The sequence below is a fragment of the Acinetobacter sp. YH01004 genome, assembly GCF_013420455.1.
In the GTDB taxonomy this organism is placed as follows: Bacteria; Pseudomonadota; Gammaproteobacteria; order Pseudomonadales; family Moraxellaceae; genus Acinetobacter; species Acinetobacter towneri.
The window spans coordinates 72262-87386 of the sequence record NZ_VOXZ01000006.1 but is presented as its reverse complement, the minus strand read 5'-3'; the positions used below and the strand labels follow the sequence as shown (position 1 = coordinate 87386).

Below are 15125 nucleotides of genomic sequence, written 5' to 3'. Positions count from 1 at the left end.
TTGCTGCATCGTATTTACTCACGATAACGAATCAATTTGGCAGGGTTTCCTACCACAATTTCCCGCTCCTGAACATCTTTGGTGACCATGCTATTCATACCAACGACTGCATGTGCCGCAATCTTCACCCCATCTTTAACACCAACATGCGCACCTAACCAAACATCCTTACCAACTTCAATGCCCTGTGAACGCACCGCTTGCTGATAAATGGGCTGATCCAAAGCCATGCCATGATCAAATGCATATAAATGACAATATGCTGCGATACGCACCTGATCATGAAGCTTAATTCCAACTCTGCCACCATCTAAAATACAGTGGTGATTAATCGCGACTTCATTGCCAATTTCTAAAGGGCCATGCAAAGTACAATCGGCTGCAATAAAGGTATTATCGCCAATACTGATTTTACGTCCTGGTTCTGCAAAAATATGTGCCAATGGTGAAATAAAACAGTTTTTGCCAATCTCTACCGTTTCCATTGCCATTAAATAAGCTTGATATTCCTGCTGCCAAGCTTCTGCCCAAGCACGATGTTTAGGTTTTAATGACCAATATAACCACGGCATGTAGTTTAAACGGTGTTTATGCTGCTCACGGTACTTCGATAATGGATCAGGTGAATTTGCTTCAGTCATCTTGATCATCCTCAAGGATTTTGAGTTGTTCACGCCCACGGCTAATATCTTGTAATTTTAGTTTTAAAGGGTCTATTTGATCGACTTGCATGAATGCCTTTACCAACACGCCTTCGGCGGTGTAGTCTTCGCTGTACTCAATCTGCTGACTATTTAGCTCGTATTGTAAAATTGCCCACTCATTAAAATGACAGGAAAATTGCACGGTCTTTTTTTCAATCAGTTCTATTTTTTCTGCTAGAGCCAAACATTGCCCTGCACATCCCCCATAGGCACGTACCAAGCCGCCTGTGCCCAATTTAATGCCGCCGTACCAACGATTCACCAACACCAAAACATTAGTCAACTCATTGCCTTCAATCGTGGCTAAAATAGGACGTCCTGCCGTACCTGAAGGTTCGCCATCATCATTAAAACGTAATTGATGCCCGATTTTCCATGCCCAACATTGATGTGTGGTAGATGAATCACGCTGCTGTTCCAAAAAAGTTTTTACCGCTTGCTCATTATCTACAGGCACAGCAATTGCCTGAAATCGACTTTTTTTAATTTCTTCTTCAAAAGTGATGGGCGCAGCAATGGTAAATGGCATAACACTCCAGATCAATCAACCAGTTAAATAAAAACTTGATAATTATAACGTGTTTAGCGCTCTAACGTATTTAGAGTTATAGCTTATTTGGACTGATAACCACCATGAAAAAACCTTCTATCCTCAAAGGTATAGAAGGTTAAATAATGTTTACACGACTTTCTGTTCTACAACTTATGCAGTAAGCATACGAAAACCAATAACGATTAGAACATTCAAGCTTTAAACAAAAAAGTCTTCACCCAAATAAACTTCACGCACAATTTCATTTTCCAGAATTTCTTGCGGTGTACCCTCTGCAATGACTGAACCTTCGCTAACAATATAAGCACGTTCACAAATGGCTAAAGTATCACGGACGTTATGGTCGGTAATTAATACGCCAATGTCACGATCTTTTAAGGTACGAATGATATCTTTAATATCACCGACAGAAATAGGATCGACCCCTGCAAAAGGCTCATCTAACAACATAAATTTAGGGTCTGCTGCCAAAGCACGGGCAATTTCTGCACGACGGCGTTCGCCACCCGACACACTCATCCCTAATGAATCTTTAATATGCGTGATTTTAAAATCTGCCAGCAATTCTAATAAACGCTGCTGACGTTGCTGTTTATTTAAATCTTTGCGGGTTTCTAAAATAGCCATAATATTTTCAGCGATGGTCAGCTTTCTGAAAATAGAGGCTTCTTGCGGTAAATAACCAATCCCCTTACGCGCACGTTCATGCATGGCAAGGTCAGATAAATCCAGTTGATCTAAATGGATTTCGCCTTTATCCATACGCACCAAACCCACAACCATGTAGAAACTGGTGGTTTTACCCGCACCGTTCGGCCCAAGTAACCCGACAATTTCACCACTTTTCATTTCAAATGAAACGTCTTTAACCACCCAGCGCTTATTATAGTTTTTGGCTAAATGCTTAATACACAAAGTCTGCTGACCGTGCTGGACGCTGTCCTGTGCTGCGCTCGTTTGATCCATTAATCACGCGCTCCCGGGAATGATTTTGAACTTGATGGTGGAATCACAATTTTTACACGACCCGCTTCAGAACCAGTTTTGTTCGGTGTACCAATCGCTTCAACATCGCCTTTGTTCATACTATAACGCAAGGTATTACCACGAATACTGGCTCCATCTTGCTCTAAAAGTGCGCCACCCGTTAAGGTGATAATGCCTGTTTCAGCATTGTAAACAATCTTTTGCGCCTGACCTTTGGCAAGCCCTTTGGCTGGATCAGTCTTTTGCTGGAATTGCGCAGGTCTGCCCGTTGCCGTAATGACACTAATTTCTTTTTTGCTGTTCAGATTAGCAACAATCGAATCTGCCTGCAGTTTCATGGTGCCCTGTTCAATCACCACATTGCCTGTATAAGTGGTGACGCCAGTACGTTCACTAAAGGTCGCACGGTCTGCCAATAAAGTAATAGGCTGACTGCGGTCTGACGGAATTGCCCATGCACCTGCCGATGAAAGCACCGCCAAGCCCACAAGTGCTGCTTGTTTTATCAACGCTTTAGGAGCTGTAAGCTTAGATTTATGGTTCATACTTTCCTCGAATATTAAAAAATTCGTATTGCCCGTCATTTAAATTGGCTTTTAAGCCCTGACTGATAAAATCAGCCTGTGGAGATTGTACAGTCACTTGTTTTTCGGTACTGATTTCACGTGTTTTAGGAAACACATTCAACTCGACTGTTTCAAGCGTCAGTTTGCCTTGAGCGAGTAACTTGGTTGCTAGCACTTGATCTGACAACACAACCTTTTCATTGTCATTAAAACCTTGTGCCTGTTTAGCAAAAAAAGTGGCATCCACCGCGCCCGCTTTATACATAGAGGCATTCAAATTTTCCAGCTTAGAGGTTTTTTGCTGCATGTCTTGCTCTAAACGGTCAATTTGCGCACGCACATATAAATTGCCCTGCTCATCTGTTTGGGTCAGATGAATTTGCTCTGCACTATAAGTCATAGAGCGAGCAGCGTCAGTTTCCAGTTTTTTGCCTTTACCGCTGTAATAGTAATAACCACCACTTACAGCTGCAATTGCAATCGCAGTAACGTATAAAACTTTAGTATCCATAAGTGGGGCTGTAACTCAAACCTTTGAATGTATGACTTAATTAATGAGGGATGCTGAGATATTTTTCAAGTAAGCTTTGGTACACACCTTTGGCGGTTAAAATCATATCGCAGATTTCACGTACCGCACCGCGCCCACCCATGGCCTGTGTGACTAAATCGGCACGACGACGCACTTCAATATGTCCATTTGGCACTGTGACTTTCATCCCCGCAATCGAAAACGCTGAAAGATCAGGCCAGTCATCGCCCATATAGAGACAATCTGCAGGTGATAAACCTAACTTGGCACAGGCTTCCTGCAATGCAGTGCCTTTATCTTCACGTCCTTGGTAGACCAAATCTACACCTAAATCGGACATGCGTTTTTCGACAATATTACTTTTACGACCCGTGATGATAATGACTTTAACACCTGCTTGTTGCACCAGTTTCATACCTAAACCATCACGAATATCGAATGATTTAATTTCATCACCGCTGTTGGTTAAGGTGACAAAACCATCACTTAGAATTCCATCGACATCTAAAACCAAAGCTTCAATATGACGCGCTTGCTCTAATAAAATATAAGATGCCATTGTTTAGTTTACCCCTGCTTGAATCAAGTCATGCATACTGATCACACCAATGACTTTATTGGCATCATCCACCACCACAAACTGATTGATTTTACGGTCACGTAATTGCTCTAAAGCTTCAACTGCACGTGCTTCTTGTGAAATCGTTGCAGGATGTTGAGTCATCACTTGCCCAACTTGTAAATTCACATCAAAGCCCTGTTGTTTATCAATTAAACGTCGTAAATCACCATCGGTGAAAATGCCTAACAAGACGTCATTATCATCGACAATTGTGGTTAAACCTAGACGTTTGTTTGAAATTTCGTATAACACTTTGTTCATTGGTGTATCTGGTGCAACTTTAGGTAATTCTGTACCGGTATGCATCAAATGTTTCACATGCAATAACAGGCGCTTACCCAAAGCGCCTGCAGGATGTGAACGAGCAAAATCATCGGCAGTAAAACCACGTGCATCAAGTAACGCTACAGCCAATGCATCACCTAATGCCAAGGTTGCAGTCGTACTTGAGGTTGGTGCTAAACCAAGTGGACAAGCTTCCTGAATATTGCCTAATGTTAAAGCGACATCAGCATTTTGTGGCATCGGCCCGCGATCATCACCGCTAATTGTGATTAGAGGAACTTCCAGATGTTTGATGAGTGGCATCAACATCATAATTTCATCACTTTTGCCGGAGTTGGAAATGGCAATTAAAACATCACCCCGTACCAACATTCCCAAATCACCATGCCCTGCTTCACCCGGGTGCATAAAGAAAGACGGCGTGCCTGTAGAGGCAAACGTCGCAGCCATTTTACGACCAATATGACCTGATTTTCCCATACCTGTGACCACAACACGCCCTTTGCAATGCAACATGATTTCGCAGGCACGGCTAAAACGCTGATCAATTTGCGTCGCCAAGACTTGTAATGCTTGTTCTTCTATTCTTAAAGTGTCTAAGGCTACAGATTGGAAATCAATGGTATTTGACATGTTTGGCATTCAACGTTCAACTTAAATTGAGTATTTTCTACACCTCAATAAAAGTGATTTATTGAAGCACATTTAATTTTCGCAATTTTAGCATATCTATGCAATTCTACACTTTGATTCTGCGTGTGTTTTTTGTTTTAACGCATTTTTGTATGCTGTTTTAATTAACTCGCTTTTTGACTCGAGTTTCAAATGAAAAACAATCATATTTGAGCTTAGGCTATTTATTTTATTGATTCAAAGTTGCAGATAAAGCTAAAGATAGAACTAGCTCAGAAGCATATTTCAACGAAAATGCTCTAAAAATTATGGATCAAACCCATCTATAAAGCTGACTGCAAGCAAGCTGTAACAAACAGCCATAAAAAAACGCTTATCTTTCGATAAGCGTTTTTTAAAATTTTGGAGCGGGAAACGAGACTCGAACTCGCGACCCCAACCTTGGCAAGGTTGTGCTCTACCAACTGAGCTATTCCCGCAATATGGAAGTGAATTATAGAGAATTTCATACAACTGTCAACTCTCTATGCTCCCAAGTGCTCAATTAATCAGCACGACGCCATACTGTACCTTGACGGGTATCTTCCAAGACCACACCTTGATCGAGCAAAGACTGACGAATTTCATCAGCACGGGCGAAATCTTTGGCTTTTTTGGCATCCTGACGTTGCTGAATGAAGTCTGCAATGGCTTGTTCAGATAAACCTAAAGCGTCCTGACCAATATCAGACTTCAGGAATTCGTCAACATCATGCTGCACCAAACCTAAAATATTGGTCAAATGACGCAAAGTCGAATAGTACACCGCCGCCTGATCTGCCTGCTGCTCTTTTACTGAACGGTTCAGCTCTTTATTGACTTCAAACAGAACTGCAATTGCTTCGGCTGTATTAAAGTCGTCTCGCATTGCGGCATTAAAACGTTCCACCAAAGCCTCATCTAACTGCTCAACTGTTTGCGTACCGTACGCTTGTTGATAAGCTTTAAATGAGTGATAGAAACGTGATAATGCGGTTTTGGCTTCTTTGAGTGCTACATCGGAGAAGTTTACAGGGCTACGATAATGCGATGACACAATAAAGTAGCGGATCACTTCAGGATGGAATTTTTCCATCACATCACGAATGGTGAAGAAGTTACCCAATGACTTCGACATTTTTTCGCCATCGACATTAATAAAGCCAACGTGCATCCAGTAATTTACATACTGCTCACCTGTTGATGCTTCAGACTGGGCAATTTCATTTTCATGGTGTGGGAACATTAAGTCTGAACCACCACCATGAATATCAAAATGATTACCTAAGCAGCAAGTCGACATCGCAGAACATTCAATGTGCCAACCCGGACGTCCATTGCCCCACGGCGAAGCCCAAGATGGTTCATTTTCTTTGGCATGTTTCCACAAAACAAAGTCAAATGGATGCTTTTTGTCGACTTCAACATCAACACGCTCAGACGCGCCCGCCTGCATGTCTTCTAGCTTGCGACCTGAAAGACGGCCATATTTGTCAAATTTTTCAACCTGAAAATAAACATCGCCATTACTTGCAGGATAAGCTGTGCCTTTATTGACCAAATTACCAATCATATTTTGCATTTGATCAATATATTCAGTGGCACGTGGTGCAGCATCAGGTTCAACACAGCCTAAGTTTGCCGCATCTTCATTCATGGCTTGAATAAAACGATCTGTTAAAGCTTGAATGCTCTCGCCATTTTCATTGGCACGTTTAATAATTTTGTCGTCAATGTCGGTAATGTTGCGGACATATTTCACATTCCAACCTTGACTGCGCAAAAAGCGAATGATGTAGTCAAATGCAACCATAACCCGCGCATGCCCGATATGACAGTAATCATAAACCGTCATGCCACAGACATACATGTCGATATGTCCTTCTTTACGCGAAACAAATTCAACTTTTTTTCGTTGCTCTGAGTTATATAGAACAAATGGTTGCATAGGTTTTCAAAATAGGTCTATTAAAAGATGCTCCATCTTAACCTAAGCATTATTTTTCATAAAGTTTTTCGATGTTTTTATTCTGTATGTGTCTGTGTGAAGAGAATATCGCGGATGATCCAAGCCTTCTCCCGAAGGAGAAGGAACTTTTTAATACCTGTACTTAGGCGTTTGCTGATCTTATACGGTTTGGCAAAGCTTATGCAGCATCACGTTTTTGTACCAAAATCGCGCCAACTGAATAGCCTGCGCCAAATGAACACAAGACACCATATTCACCGTTTTCGACTTCGTGTGCAGTACGGTGTAAAGCGATAATTACCCCTGCCGAAGAAGTATTGGCAAACTCATCTAAAATAATAGGTACTAAACCTGGTTGTGCTGCTTCTTTACCAACCACCAATTTCAAAATGAGTTCGTTCATGCTGGCATTGGCTTGGTGCAACCAGAAACGCTTCACCTCGGTTGGCGCAATCTGATTCTTTTCTAATTGCGCAGTAATCATTTTGGCAACTAAGGGGCAAACTTCTTTAAAGACTTTACGACCATCTTGATGGAAGCGTTTATCGTCAATATCTGCATTTTCACTTAAGTTTAAAAAACCGAAATTATTACGGATATTATTCGAGAACTGAGTAAACAGGTTCATGTCCAAAATTTCGAAACCTGCTTTGGTTTCAGTGTCTTCCAAAATTGAAGCGGTTGCTACATCACCAAAAATAAAGTGGCAGTCACGTGAACGGAAATCGTTATGACCTGAGGTAATTTCGACATTCACCAACAGTACGCGGCGCGCACCTGCTTTAATCGCATCATGCGCTTGCTTAATGCCGAAAGTCGCAGCAGAACATGCCACGTTCATGTCATAGGCATAACCTTGAATACCAAGCGCAGTTTGAATTTCAATCGCCACCGCAGGATAAGCACGCTGCAAGTTTGAGCAAGACAAAATCACCACATCAATATCTTCTGCGGTCACGCCTGCATTTTGCATGGCTTGTTTTGCAGCAATTACACCCCATTCTGCTTGTAGCGAAATTTCATCATCCCCGCGTTCACGCAAATTTGGACGTAAACGGTTAATGTCCAGAATACCTGTTTTTTCTGACACGTAACGGCGTTTTACCCCAGAGGCTTTTTCGATAAAGTCAGCACTTGAGCCACGACGTTCTTCAAGCTCACCTGCTGCAATTTTGTCAGCATTGAGCTGATTATACTGTTCCACATAAGCATTTAAACTTTCGACCAACTCTTCATTGGTAATAACATCTTCTGGGTGATAAAGACCAGTACCTATAATGCGAATGCCCATGTAAAACTCCTTCTAGAAATTACTAATATCTTAACTGATTCCGAGCTTTTCCCATACTTTTTGCAGCCGAGTTGCAGAAATTGGCATTTTGGTTTTCATGGGTTGAGAGAACAGCGATATGCGTAATTCTTCCACCATAAAGTACAATTCCTTGAGTCGGGCATCTTGTTTGTGTTTAAACAATTTGTCCATCCAAGGGTCAATTTGGGCGATGGCAGCATCGTCTCTTTGCAAGTTATTGGGTAAGCGGTCTAAACGTAATAACAACGCTTTCAAATAGCGCGGATATTCGCTCCACACCTCTACAGGCTTGCTATACACAAAGTCTGCCAGATGCATTAAGTCCAGCTGATCTTCTATATCATCCATATTTTTAGCAAAAACTGCTTCATCAAGCATAAGAAGCTGACGGCGGATGTCTTGCCATGCAATATAAATTTCATTAAAGATACGCAGCGTGGTTTGACCATGACTGAGGAAAGTCTTTTTTACCTCAAGCTGCAACTTTTGAAACTCTTCCAAGTTGACTGGTAAGTCACCAATAATGCTTTGCAATGTTGCATAGATCAACATTTGCTCAAGTTGAGCTTTATCACCCAAAGGCGAATACGCCAAAGCCAAGGGTTTATCAATTTGTTTTTTCAATTGGCGTGATAAATCACCCAATTGCACATATAGCAAACGAATCACGCCTTCACGGTGCTGACGAATCGCCTCACTCTGATCATTAAAGGTTTGAATCACCACACCCGATTCATCTTTTGGTAAAAGCTCTGCAAATGTTTTGCTTGGTACCAACGCCTGATATTGCTTAACCACTACGCCCGTAACTTTTTGCGAAGCTTCAAATACAAATCGTTCAGGAAAAGTTTGAAATTCTCCGTGCACCTGCTTTACAGGACTATGCGTTTCGGTATGGCAACGCGCTTTTAATTCAGATAAATCACGACCTTGCTCAATCACCCGCCCTTTTTCATCTAGCACTTTAATGAACGGCAATAAATACGCATCTACCCGCTCAAAGCTAAAGTCTTTTTCGGTGATGTGTTCAGCACGTAATTGAAATGCCAAAAAGCTAAAAATGTGCTCGCGTAAATTTACCGCATCAACACGTTGTAGCAACTTTCGAGCTGTGTCTGGAATAGGCACCAAATGACGACGCTTATCTTTAGGCAAAGTCTTGAGCAAGGCTTCAATTAAATTTTCACGCCAACCCAGAACACCCCACGACCAGATATTTTCATCGACCTGTGCCAACGCTTGCACTGGAATTTTAACGGTTGCGCCATCTTCATCATGGCTGGGGTCAAAACGGTAACTGGCCGCCAAGCGCAGCTCACCATTACGCAAATAGTCAGGAAATTGCTGCGTGGTCGGACGATCATTCAGCCAAAGTGCATCATCTTCCACAAATAAATAACGTGGATTTTGCGGCTCTACTGTGGCACGCCAATCTTCAAAGGAACGACGGCTTGCAACTTCTGCAGGTACTTTGGCGGCATAAAATTGATAAATAGTTTCTTCATCAACAACTAAATCACGACGACGTAATTTATCTTCAACCCGTTCCACTTCTTCCAGTTTAAGCAGGTTGTGTTTTAAAAATGGTGGGGTAATGCCCAAGTTGCCTGTGGTTAAAGCATCACGTAAGAATATTTCATGGGCGGCTTCCTGATCGACCTTTTCGTAATTGACAGGACGTTTCGGCTCGATAATTAGACCAAACAGCGAAATTTGATCATAGGCATTCACCACGCCTGCTTTTTTAGACCAATGTGGTTCAAAATAGTGATGCTTCAGCAAATCACGTGCAGCCAATAAAATCCATTCAGGTTCAATTTTTGCCAAGGTGCGTAGATACACTTGCGAAGTTTCTACCATCTCAAATGCCATGACCCACGGTGTATTGGTTTTATGCAAAGTCGATGCAGGGAAAATTCGTGCTTTTTGTTGGCGTACTGCCATAAACACATTGCGCTCATCGGTTTTATTGGCAATAAAAGAAAGCAACCCTGTTAATAACGCCCGATGCAGATTTTCATAACTGGCTTTTTTCTCATTAAACGACAGTTTTAAGCCACGCGCCAAATCCACCAATTGTTCATGAGTTTTCTTCCATTCACGTAAACGCAACCAACTTAAAAAATGCTGACGGGCAAAAGTACGACGTTTGTTTTCACTCATGCCATCACGGTTTTCGTGTAAAGTTTCCCACAATTTTAAATAGAATAAAAAGTCAGAATCTGCTTCACGGAACAGTGCATGTTTTTGATCGGCTTGCATTTGTTTGTCTGCAGGACGTTCACGCGGGTCTTGTACCGCCAATGCCGCTACAATAATCAGGACTTCATTTAACACCCCAAAATGCGCACCGCCTAAAATCATACGTGCCAGTCTTGGATCAATCGGCATTTTTGCCATTTGCTGACCAATTTTGGTTAAGCTGCTGCCTTGAAGCTCGCCTTTATTAGCGGTGGATTTAGTGGAATTATTCGGATGATTGTCTCCCTTTTGCGTCGCAGAGCTGCTCATTCCGTCTAAAAGAGGGGCTTTACCCTTCTCAATCATCGCACCGAGTTCAATCAACAGCTTACGACCATCATTGACTAAACGATGATCTGGCGGCTCAATAAAATAAAAATCTTCGAGCGTACCCAAGCCCAAACTTTGCATTTGTAAAATGACCGATGCCAAGTTGGTGCGTTTAATTTCAGGTTCAGTAAACTCTGGGCGACTTAAAAAATCTTCTTCTGAATACAGGCGAATACAAACGCCTGGTGCAATACGACCACAACGTCCTTTACGCTGATTCGCTGCTGCCTGAGATACTGCTTCAATCGGTAAACGCTGCACCCGTGAGCGATAGTTATAACGTGAAATACGTGCAAAACCGCTATCAATCACATAGCGGATATTGGGTACAGTGAGTGCGGTTTCAGCGACGTTGGTGGCAATAATAATGCGACGACCACCACCTGAAGGATTAAAGATTTTTTGTTGTTCCGCCAAAGCCAAACGCGCATACAACGGTAAAATTTCAGTATGACGCGGTCCATGCTTATGCAAGGTTTCTTGCAGCTCCCGAATTTCCTGTTCAGTACTGGCAAAAATTAGAATATCGGCATGTTCAGGATGACCTTTTTCCTGTGCATCGGCAAAGCATTCTTCTACCGCTTGCACCACTGCGCGTGGCAAGTTTTCTTCAAAGTCATCAAACTCATCATCATCACTACCACCAATGCTTAATTCAGAAATTGGACGATAACGTACTTCGACAGGATAGCTTCGACCTTCGACCTCAAAAATAGGTGCGCCGTTAAAATAGTTACTAAAACGCTGCACATCTAAAGTTGCAGAAGTGATGATGACTTTTAAATCAGGGCGACGTGGCAAAAGTTGCTTTAAATAGCCCATAATGAAGTCAATATTTAAAGAACGCTCATGCGCTTCATCTATAATAATGGTGTCGTATTTATTTAAATAACGGTCATTGACAAGCTCTGCTAACAAAATACCATCGGTCATTAAACGGACAATTGAATCTTGCGAACCCTGTTCATTAAAACGAACTTTAAAGCTGATGGACTCACCTAACTTTTCGCCAACTTCTTCGGCAATACGCTGCGATACACTACGCGCAGCAAGACGTCGTGGCTGAGTATGACCAATTAACCCCGTTAAACCACGACCTGCCAACATTGCAATTTGTGGTAACTGTGTAGTTTTCCCTGAACCTGTTTCACCCGCCACAATAATGACCTGATGTTGCTGAATTGCAGTAATCAACTGTTCGGCAGATTGAGTCACAGGTAAATCTTGATTCAACTTAATGTTGGGAATGCGCTGTGCACGCTCCAACACTTTTAAATTAGATTTTTCAAATAATTCCTGATATTGCTTTGGATTGGCATCTTTGCCTTTTCGTAGTCGATTTAAACGATGACGATCACGCGCCAAAACGAGGTGGTCTACATTTAAATGACTCTGCACAGAATACGCTTCCTAACCAAAACACAAACGCGTATTTTACGCTGTAATGCCTTTAAGCGAAAGAACAGTGATTTAGAATGCGTATTTAAAAAGTTTTAAATCCCCCCTTGAATTTCAAAATAGCATCCCCATATAGATGTATGTTCACCAATTGCTTGAAATGGGTTGTATTTGAACCTGAAAAATAGGTTGTCATGCAATCATCATCATTTTGAGGCCTAATAAAGACTCAATAATACTGTGATGAAAGTGTACGCTTTTTACATACTCATTTGTTTTTCCGATGCTAGTAATGTAAAAATACCATTTCAGCAATAAAACAAAATTAGATACTCTATTGCCAACGAAATACAAACCTTAATCATGGAGACAATGATGAGCTTAATTAATACTGAAGTTAAACCATTTAAAGCAAATGCATACCACAACGGTCAATTCATTGAAGTAACTGAAGCTGATCTTAAAGGCAAATGGTCTGTAGTATTCTTCTACCCTGCTGACTTCACTTTCGTTTGCCCAACTGAGCTTGGTGACCTTGCAGACAACTACGCAGAATTCCAAAAATTAGGCGTTGAAATCTATGCAGTTTCTACTGACACTCACTTCACGCACAAAGCTTGGCACGATTCTTCAGAAGAAATCAAAAAAATCCAATACGTAATGGTTGGCGACCCAACTTGGACGCTTTCTAAAAACTTCGAAGTATTAATCGAATCTGCTGGTCTTGCTGACCGTGGTACTTTCGTAATTGATCCAGAAGGTAAAATCCAAATCATCGAAATCAATGCTGGCGGTATTGGCCGTGATGCTCAAGAACTTCTTCGTAAAGTTAAAGCAGCTCAATACGTTCACGCTCACCCAGGTGAAGTATGCCCAGCTAAATGGAAAGAAGGTGATGCAACTTTAGCCCCATCTATCGACCTAGTAGGTAAAATCTAAGTTTTAGATTAAACCACTCAAAAAACCACGCATATTTTGCGTGGTTTTTTTTAATCAGAACATCACCCTTTTCTACCTTATTTATTCATATTTCATCTCTAGAATAGAAAATGTAAAAACATTACAACACTACAATCGAATCTGTACCGGTAACAGTTGTGAGATTTATTTTTGAGGGCTGTTCTATGAAAAAATTATTTTTACTTTCAACATTAATAGCATTTTCAGTGCCAGCTTTAGCTGATTTCAACTGTAATGGCAGCATTAAAAATCGAACTATTGATGATAATGTCAAAGTGCATAAACAATGTGTTCTTGATCATGTGACTATTAAGGGCAACCTAATGTTGCATTCCAACTCACATACGGCAATTAAAAATAGTACGATTGATGGCAATTTAGAATCTAAAGGAAACTTTAGTCAGGTTAATGCACATGCCAACCGCATTGATGGCAATATCCAACTCGAAGATGGGCGTAACATCCAACTCACGTCAAACCGTGTAAATGGCAATATTCAACTTAAAGATAATTCAGGCTCAATCGTTGTAAAAAATAACCGCGTGAATGGCAATTTAGAATGTGAAGATAACCGCGTAAAACCGACTGGCGGCACAAACCGTGTTTCTGGTGACAAAGAAGATCAATGTCGTCATCTATAAAATCTAGTCTTTCAATCATTTTATTTAAATGAATGACTATTCATGTGCAAAGCATAAACACCACATCCTAAATGTGGTGTTTTATTTCGCTTCATAATAGTTTTGTCGTTTTTGGCACGTTTAGGTTGCGCAAAAAACTTATATTCAAAAGTTACAATTCTGTAATACTTTTTTAGCAAGCACTTCACTTATGTTCAAAATAAGCAGATTTATTCTGTGAAAAATAATATAAAAAATAAAGGAGTTGCTTATGGGTAAAACACTTGCCGTGACATCCTGGACATACAGTGCATCTTCACGTTATTTAAAAATATTTTACGAAAATGGCTCTGGGGATTTATTCCATCCTGTACCACAATTTATTTATGACAACTTATTAAGACGCAGTGATAAAGCAGCTTTTGTGAGTAAATATTTAGCATACGATTTAAGCTTTAACCGTATTTCCATTCAATAATTGATTTTATTAAACTTTGAGCATCCACATAACGATCCAATCTAAAAATAGATTGGATCGTTTTAAATAGGTAAATAACTTCAAATATTAATACACTTCTTGAATCAATTTAAAGCGTTCCTGTTCACGGTCATCATCCAAAGTAATACTCTCCGTGAACATATCAAGCGGTCTGGCCCAAATAGAATAATCGCCATATAAGCATTGATAAACCACCAATTTCTCTTGGGTTTCACTGTGTGTAGCCACATGCAGCACTTGATACAATTGCCCTTTATAATGTTGATAAATCCCTTTTTTAAGCATTTTACAATCCCAATCTTACAGAATGGCATTACTGTACAATAAAAACTGTAACCATTCTCAAGATTTCACCTTATCAGAAAAAATGAATCGCATCGGCATATTTTTCTCTAATTTATCGTTCTAATCTACACAACAAAAAAATATCTAAACCCATTACATTATTTGAACAATTTTAAGCTTCAAATTGATTGTTTTTTGGTTATATTCGCATTATCCCATCTTAAGTGGATGTAAAAAAAGGAAACATGATAATGAATAAACTTCTTATTGCTTTAGGTCTTGCTGCCACTGTAGCACTTGTAGGTTGTGCAAAAGAAAAAGCACCAGAAACAGGGGCAACTACGGGTGAACACTTAGAAAACGCTGCGGCTCAAGCTGCACATGATGCCAAAGATGCAACACATGAAGCTGCTACTGCTACAGCAACTGCGGTAGATAACGCAGCGCAAGCAACTGAAAATGCTGCACACAATGTTGCAACAGCAACAGAAAACGCAGCTGATGCGACTGTACAAGCTGCTAAAGATGCAACTGCTGCGACTGCAGGTGCGGTTGAACAAGGTGCTGCAAATGTGAAAGAAAAAGCACAACAATAATTTGATTGTATAAAA

The 15125-nt window shown here is 40.8% G+C and carries 15 protein-coding genes and 1 tRNA gene; 4 read left to right on the top strand and 12 right to left on the bottom strand.

Annotated features, from left to right (window positions below):
- Positions 1-14 precede the first annotated feature (14 nt).
- The 11 genes from FTT71_RS06190 to FTT71_RS06140 form a co-directional block, all read right to left on the bottom strand.
- On the bottom strand, positions 15-641 hold the full coding sequence (locus FTT71_RS06190; protein WP_004973079.1) for a DapH/DapD/GlmU-related protein: 627 nt from the start codon (positions 639-641) through the stop codon (positions 15-17).
- Positions 634-1233, bottom strand: coding sequence for a YigZ family protein (locus FTT71_RS06185; protein WP_096900925.1), 600 nt, complete (start codon positions 1231-1233; stop codon positions 634-636). The genes FTT71_RS06190 and FTT71_RS06185 overlap by 8 nt, the downstream gene beginning before the upstream one ends.
- Before the next feature lie 222 nt (positions 1234-1455).
- Positions 1456-2223, bottom strand: a complete 768-nt coding sequence (gene lptB, locus FTT71_RS06180) for an LPS export ABC transporter ATP-binding protein (RefSeq protein WP_154320669.1) — start codon at positions 2221-2223, stop codon at positions 1456-1458.
- Positions 2223-2789: a lipopolysaccharide transport periplasmic protein LptA gene (gene lptA / locus FTT71_RS06175; protein ID WP_004973072.1), complete on the bottom strand. Its 567-nt coding sequence runs from the start codon at positions 2787-2789 to the stop codon at positions 2223-2225. Before lptA ends, lptB begins: the two co-directional genes overlap by 1 nt.
- Positions 2779-3321: an LPS export ABC transporter periplasmic protein LptC gene (gene lptC / locus FTT71_RS06170; protein ID WP_004973071.1), complete on the bottom strand. Its 543-nt coding sequence runs from the start codon at positions 3319-3321 to the stop codon at positions 2779-2781. The genes lptA and lptC overlap by 11 nt, the downstream gene beginning before the upstream one ends.
- Before the next feature lie 40 nt (positions 3322-3361).
- Positions 3362-3901 (bottom strand): HAD family hydrolase, encoded by a 540-nt coding sequence (locus FTT71_RS06165; RefSeq protein ID WP_004973069.1) that lies wholly within the window; start codon positions 3899-3901, stop codon positions 3362-3364.
- A 3-nt stretch (positions 3902-3904) separates the two neighbouring features.
- On the bottom strand, positions 3905-4882 hold the full coding sequence (locus FTT71_RS06160; RefSeq protein ID WP_180160806.1) for a KpsF/GutQ family sugar-phosphate isomerase: 978 nt from the start codon (positions 4880-4882) through the stop codon (positions 3905-3907).
- A 403-nt stretch (positions 4883-5285) separates the two neighbouring features.
- Positions 5286-5361: transfer RNA gene (locus tag FTT71_RS06155), tRNA-Gly, on the bottom strand.
- A 65-nt stretch (positions 5362-5426) separates the two neighbouring features.
- Positions 5427-6848 carry a cysteine--tRNA ligase gene (gene cysS, locus FTT71_RS06150; protein WP_180160805.1) on the bottom strand — a complete coding sequence of 474 codons (1422 nt, stop codon included), beginning with the start codon at positions 6846-6848 and terminating at the stop codon, positions 5427-5429.
- 199 nt (positions 6849-7047) lie between these two features.
- Positions 7048-8160, bottom strand: coding sequence for a beta-ketoacyl-ACP synthase III (locus FTT71_RS06145; RefSeq protein ID WP_154320667.1), 1113 nt, complete (start codon positions 8158-8160; stop codon positions 7048-7050).
- Positions 8161-8190: 30 nt separating this feature from the next.
- The gene (locus FTT71_RS06140) at positions 8191-12150 is read right to left on the bottom strand and encodes a DUF3418 domain-containing protein (protein ID WP_180160804.1); all 3960 of its coding nucleotides are present in this window, start codon (positions 12148-12150) and stop codon (positions 8191-8193) included.
- 375 nt (positions 12151-12525) lie between these two features.
- Between FTT71_RS06140 and ahpC the strand changes: the two genes are divergently transcribed.
- The 3 genes from ahpC (at position 12526) to FTT71_RS06125 (ending at position 14208) form a co-directional block, all read left to right on the top strand.
- Positions 12526-13089 carry an alkyl hydroperoxide reductase subunit C gene (ahpC, locus tag FTT71_RS06135; protein WP_004973058.1) on the top strand — a complete coding sequence of 188 codons (564 nt, stop codon included), beginning with the start codon at positions 12526-12528 and terminating at the stop codon, positions 13087-13089.
- A 344-nt stretch (positions 13090-13433) separates the two neighbouring features.
- The gene (locus FTT71_RS06130; protein ID WP_225530638.1) at positions 13434-13751 is read left to right on the top strand and encodes a hypothetical protein; all 318 of its coding nucleotides are present in this window, start codon (positions 13434-13436) and stop codon (positions 13749-13751) included.
- 250 nt (positions 13752-14001) lie between these two features.
- Positions 14002-14208: a hypothetical protein gene (locus tag FTT71_RS06125; RefSeq protein WP_004973053.1), complete on the top strand. Its 207-nt coding sequence runs from the start codon at positions 14002-14004 to the stop codon at positions 14206-14208.
- An 87-nt stretch (positions 14209-14295) separates the two neighbouring features.
- On the opposite strand, the gene FTT71_RS06120 is transcribed toward FTT71_RS06125, so the two are convergent.
- Positions 14296-14514: a DUF1653 domain-containing protein gene (locus FTT71_RS06120; protein ID WP_004973051.1), complete on the bottom strand. Its 219-nt coding sequence runs from the start codon at positions 14512-14514 to the stop codon at positions 14296-14298.
- Positions 14515-14765: 251 nt separating this feature from the next.
- On the opposite strand from FTT71_RS06120, the gene FTT71_RS06115 reads away from it, so the two are divergent.
- The gene (locus tag FTT71_RS06115; protein WP_004973048.1) at positions 14766-15110 is read left to right on the top strand and encodes a hypothetical protein; all 345 of its coding nucleotides are present in this window, start codon (positions 14766-14768) and stop codon (positions 15108-15110) included.
- The last annotated feature ends 15 nt before the right edge of the window (positions 15111-15125 follow it).

Coding starts and splice junctions, on each gene's coding strand:
- FTT71_RS06190 (WP_004973079.1), bottom strand. CDS start 641: ATGACTGAAGCAAATTCACCTGATCCATTATCGAAGTACCGTGAGCAG.
- FTT71_RS06185 (WP_096900925.1), bottom strand. CDS start 1,233: ATGCCATTTACCATTGCTGCGCCCATCACTTTTGAAGAAGAAATTAAA.
- lptB (WP_154320669.1), bottom strand. CDS start 2,223: ATGGATCAAACGAGCGCAGCACAGGACAGCGTCCAGCACGGTCAGCAG.
- lptA (WP_004973072.1), bottom strand. CDS start 2,789: ATGAACCATAAATCTAAGCTTACAGCTCCTAAAGCGTTGATAAAACAA.
- lptC (WP_004973071.1), bottom strand. CDS start 3,321: ATGGATACTAAAGTTTTATACGTTACTGCGATTGCAATTGCAGCTGTA.
- FTT71_RS06165 (WP_004973069.1), bottom strand. CDS start 3,901: ATGGCATCTTATATTTTATTAGAGCAAGCGCGTCATATTGAAGCTTTG.
- FTT71_RS06160 (WP_180160806.1), bottom strand. CDS start 4,882: ATGTCAAATACCATTGATTTCCAATCTGTAGCCTTAGACACTTTAAGA.
- cysS (WP_180160805.1), bottom strand. CDS start 6,848: ATGCAACCATTTGTTCTATATAACTCAGAGCAACGAAAAAAAGTTGAA.
- FTT71_RS06145 (WP_154320667.1), bottom strand. CDS start 8,160: ATGGGCATTCGCATTATAGGTACTGGTCTTTATCACCCAGAAGATGTT.
- ahpC (WP_004973058.1), top strand. CDS start 12,526: ATGAGCTTAATTAATACTGAAGTTAAACCATTTAAAGCAAATGCATAC.
- FTT71_RS06130 (WP_225530638.1), top strand. CDS start 13,434: ATGTTGCATTCCAACTCACATACGGCAATTAAAAATAGTACGATTGAT.
- FTT71_RS06125 (WP_004973053.1), top strand. CDS start 14,002: ATGGGTAAAACACTTGCCGTGACATCCTGGACATACAGTGCATCTTCA.
- FTT71_RS06120 (WP_004973051.1), bottom strand. CDS start 14,514: ATGCTTAAAAAAGGGATTTATCAACATTATAAAGGGCAATTGTATCAA.
- FTT71_RS06115 (WP_004973048.1), top strand. CDS start 14,766: ATGAATAAACTTCTTATTGCTTTAGGTCTTGCTGCCACTGTAGCACTT.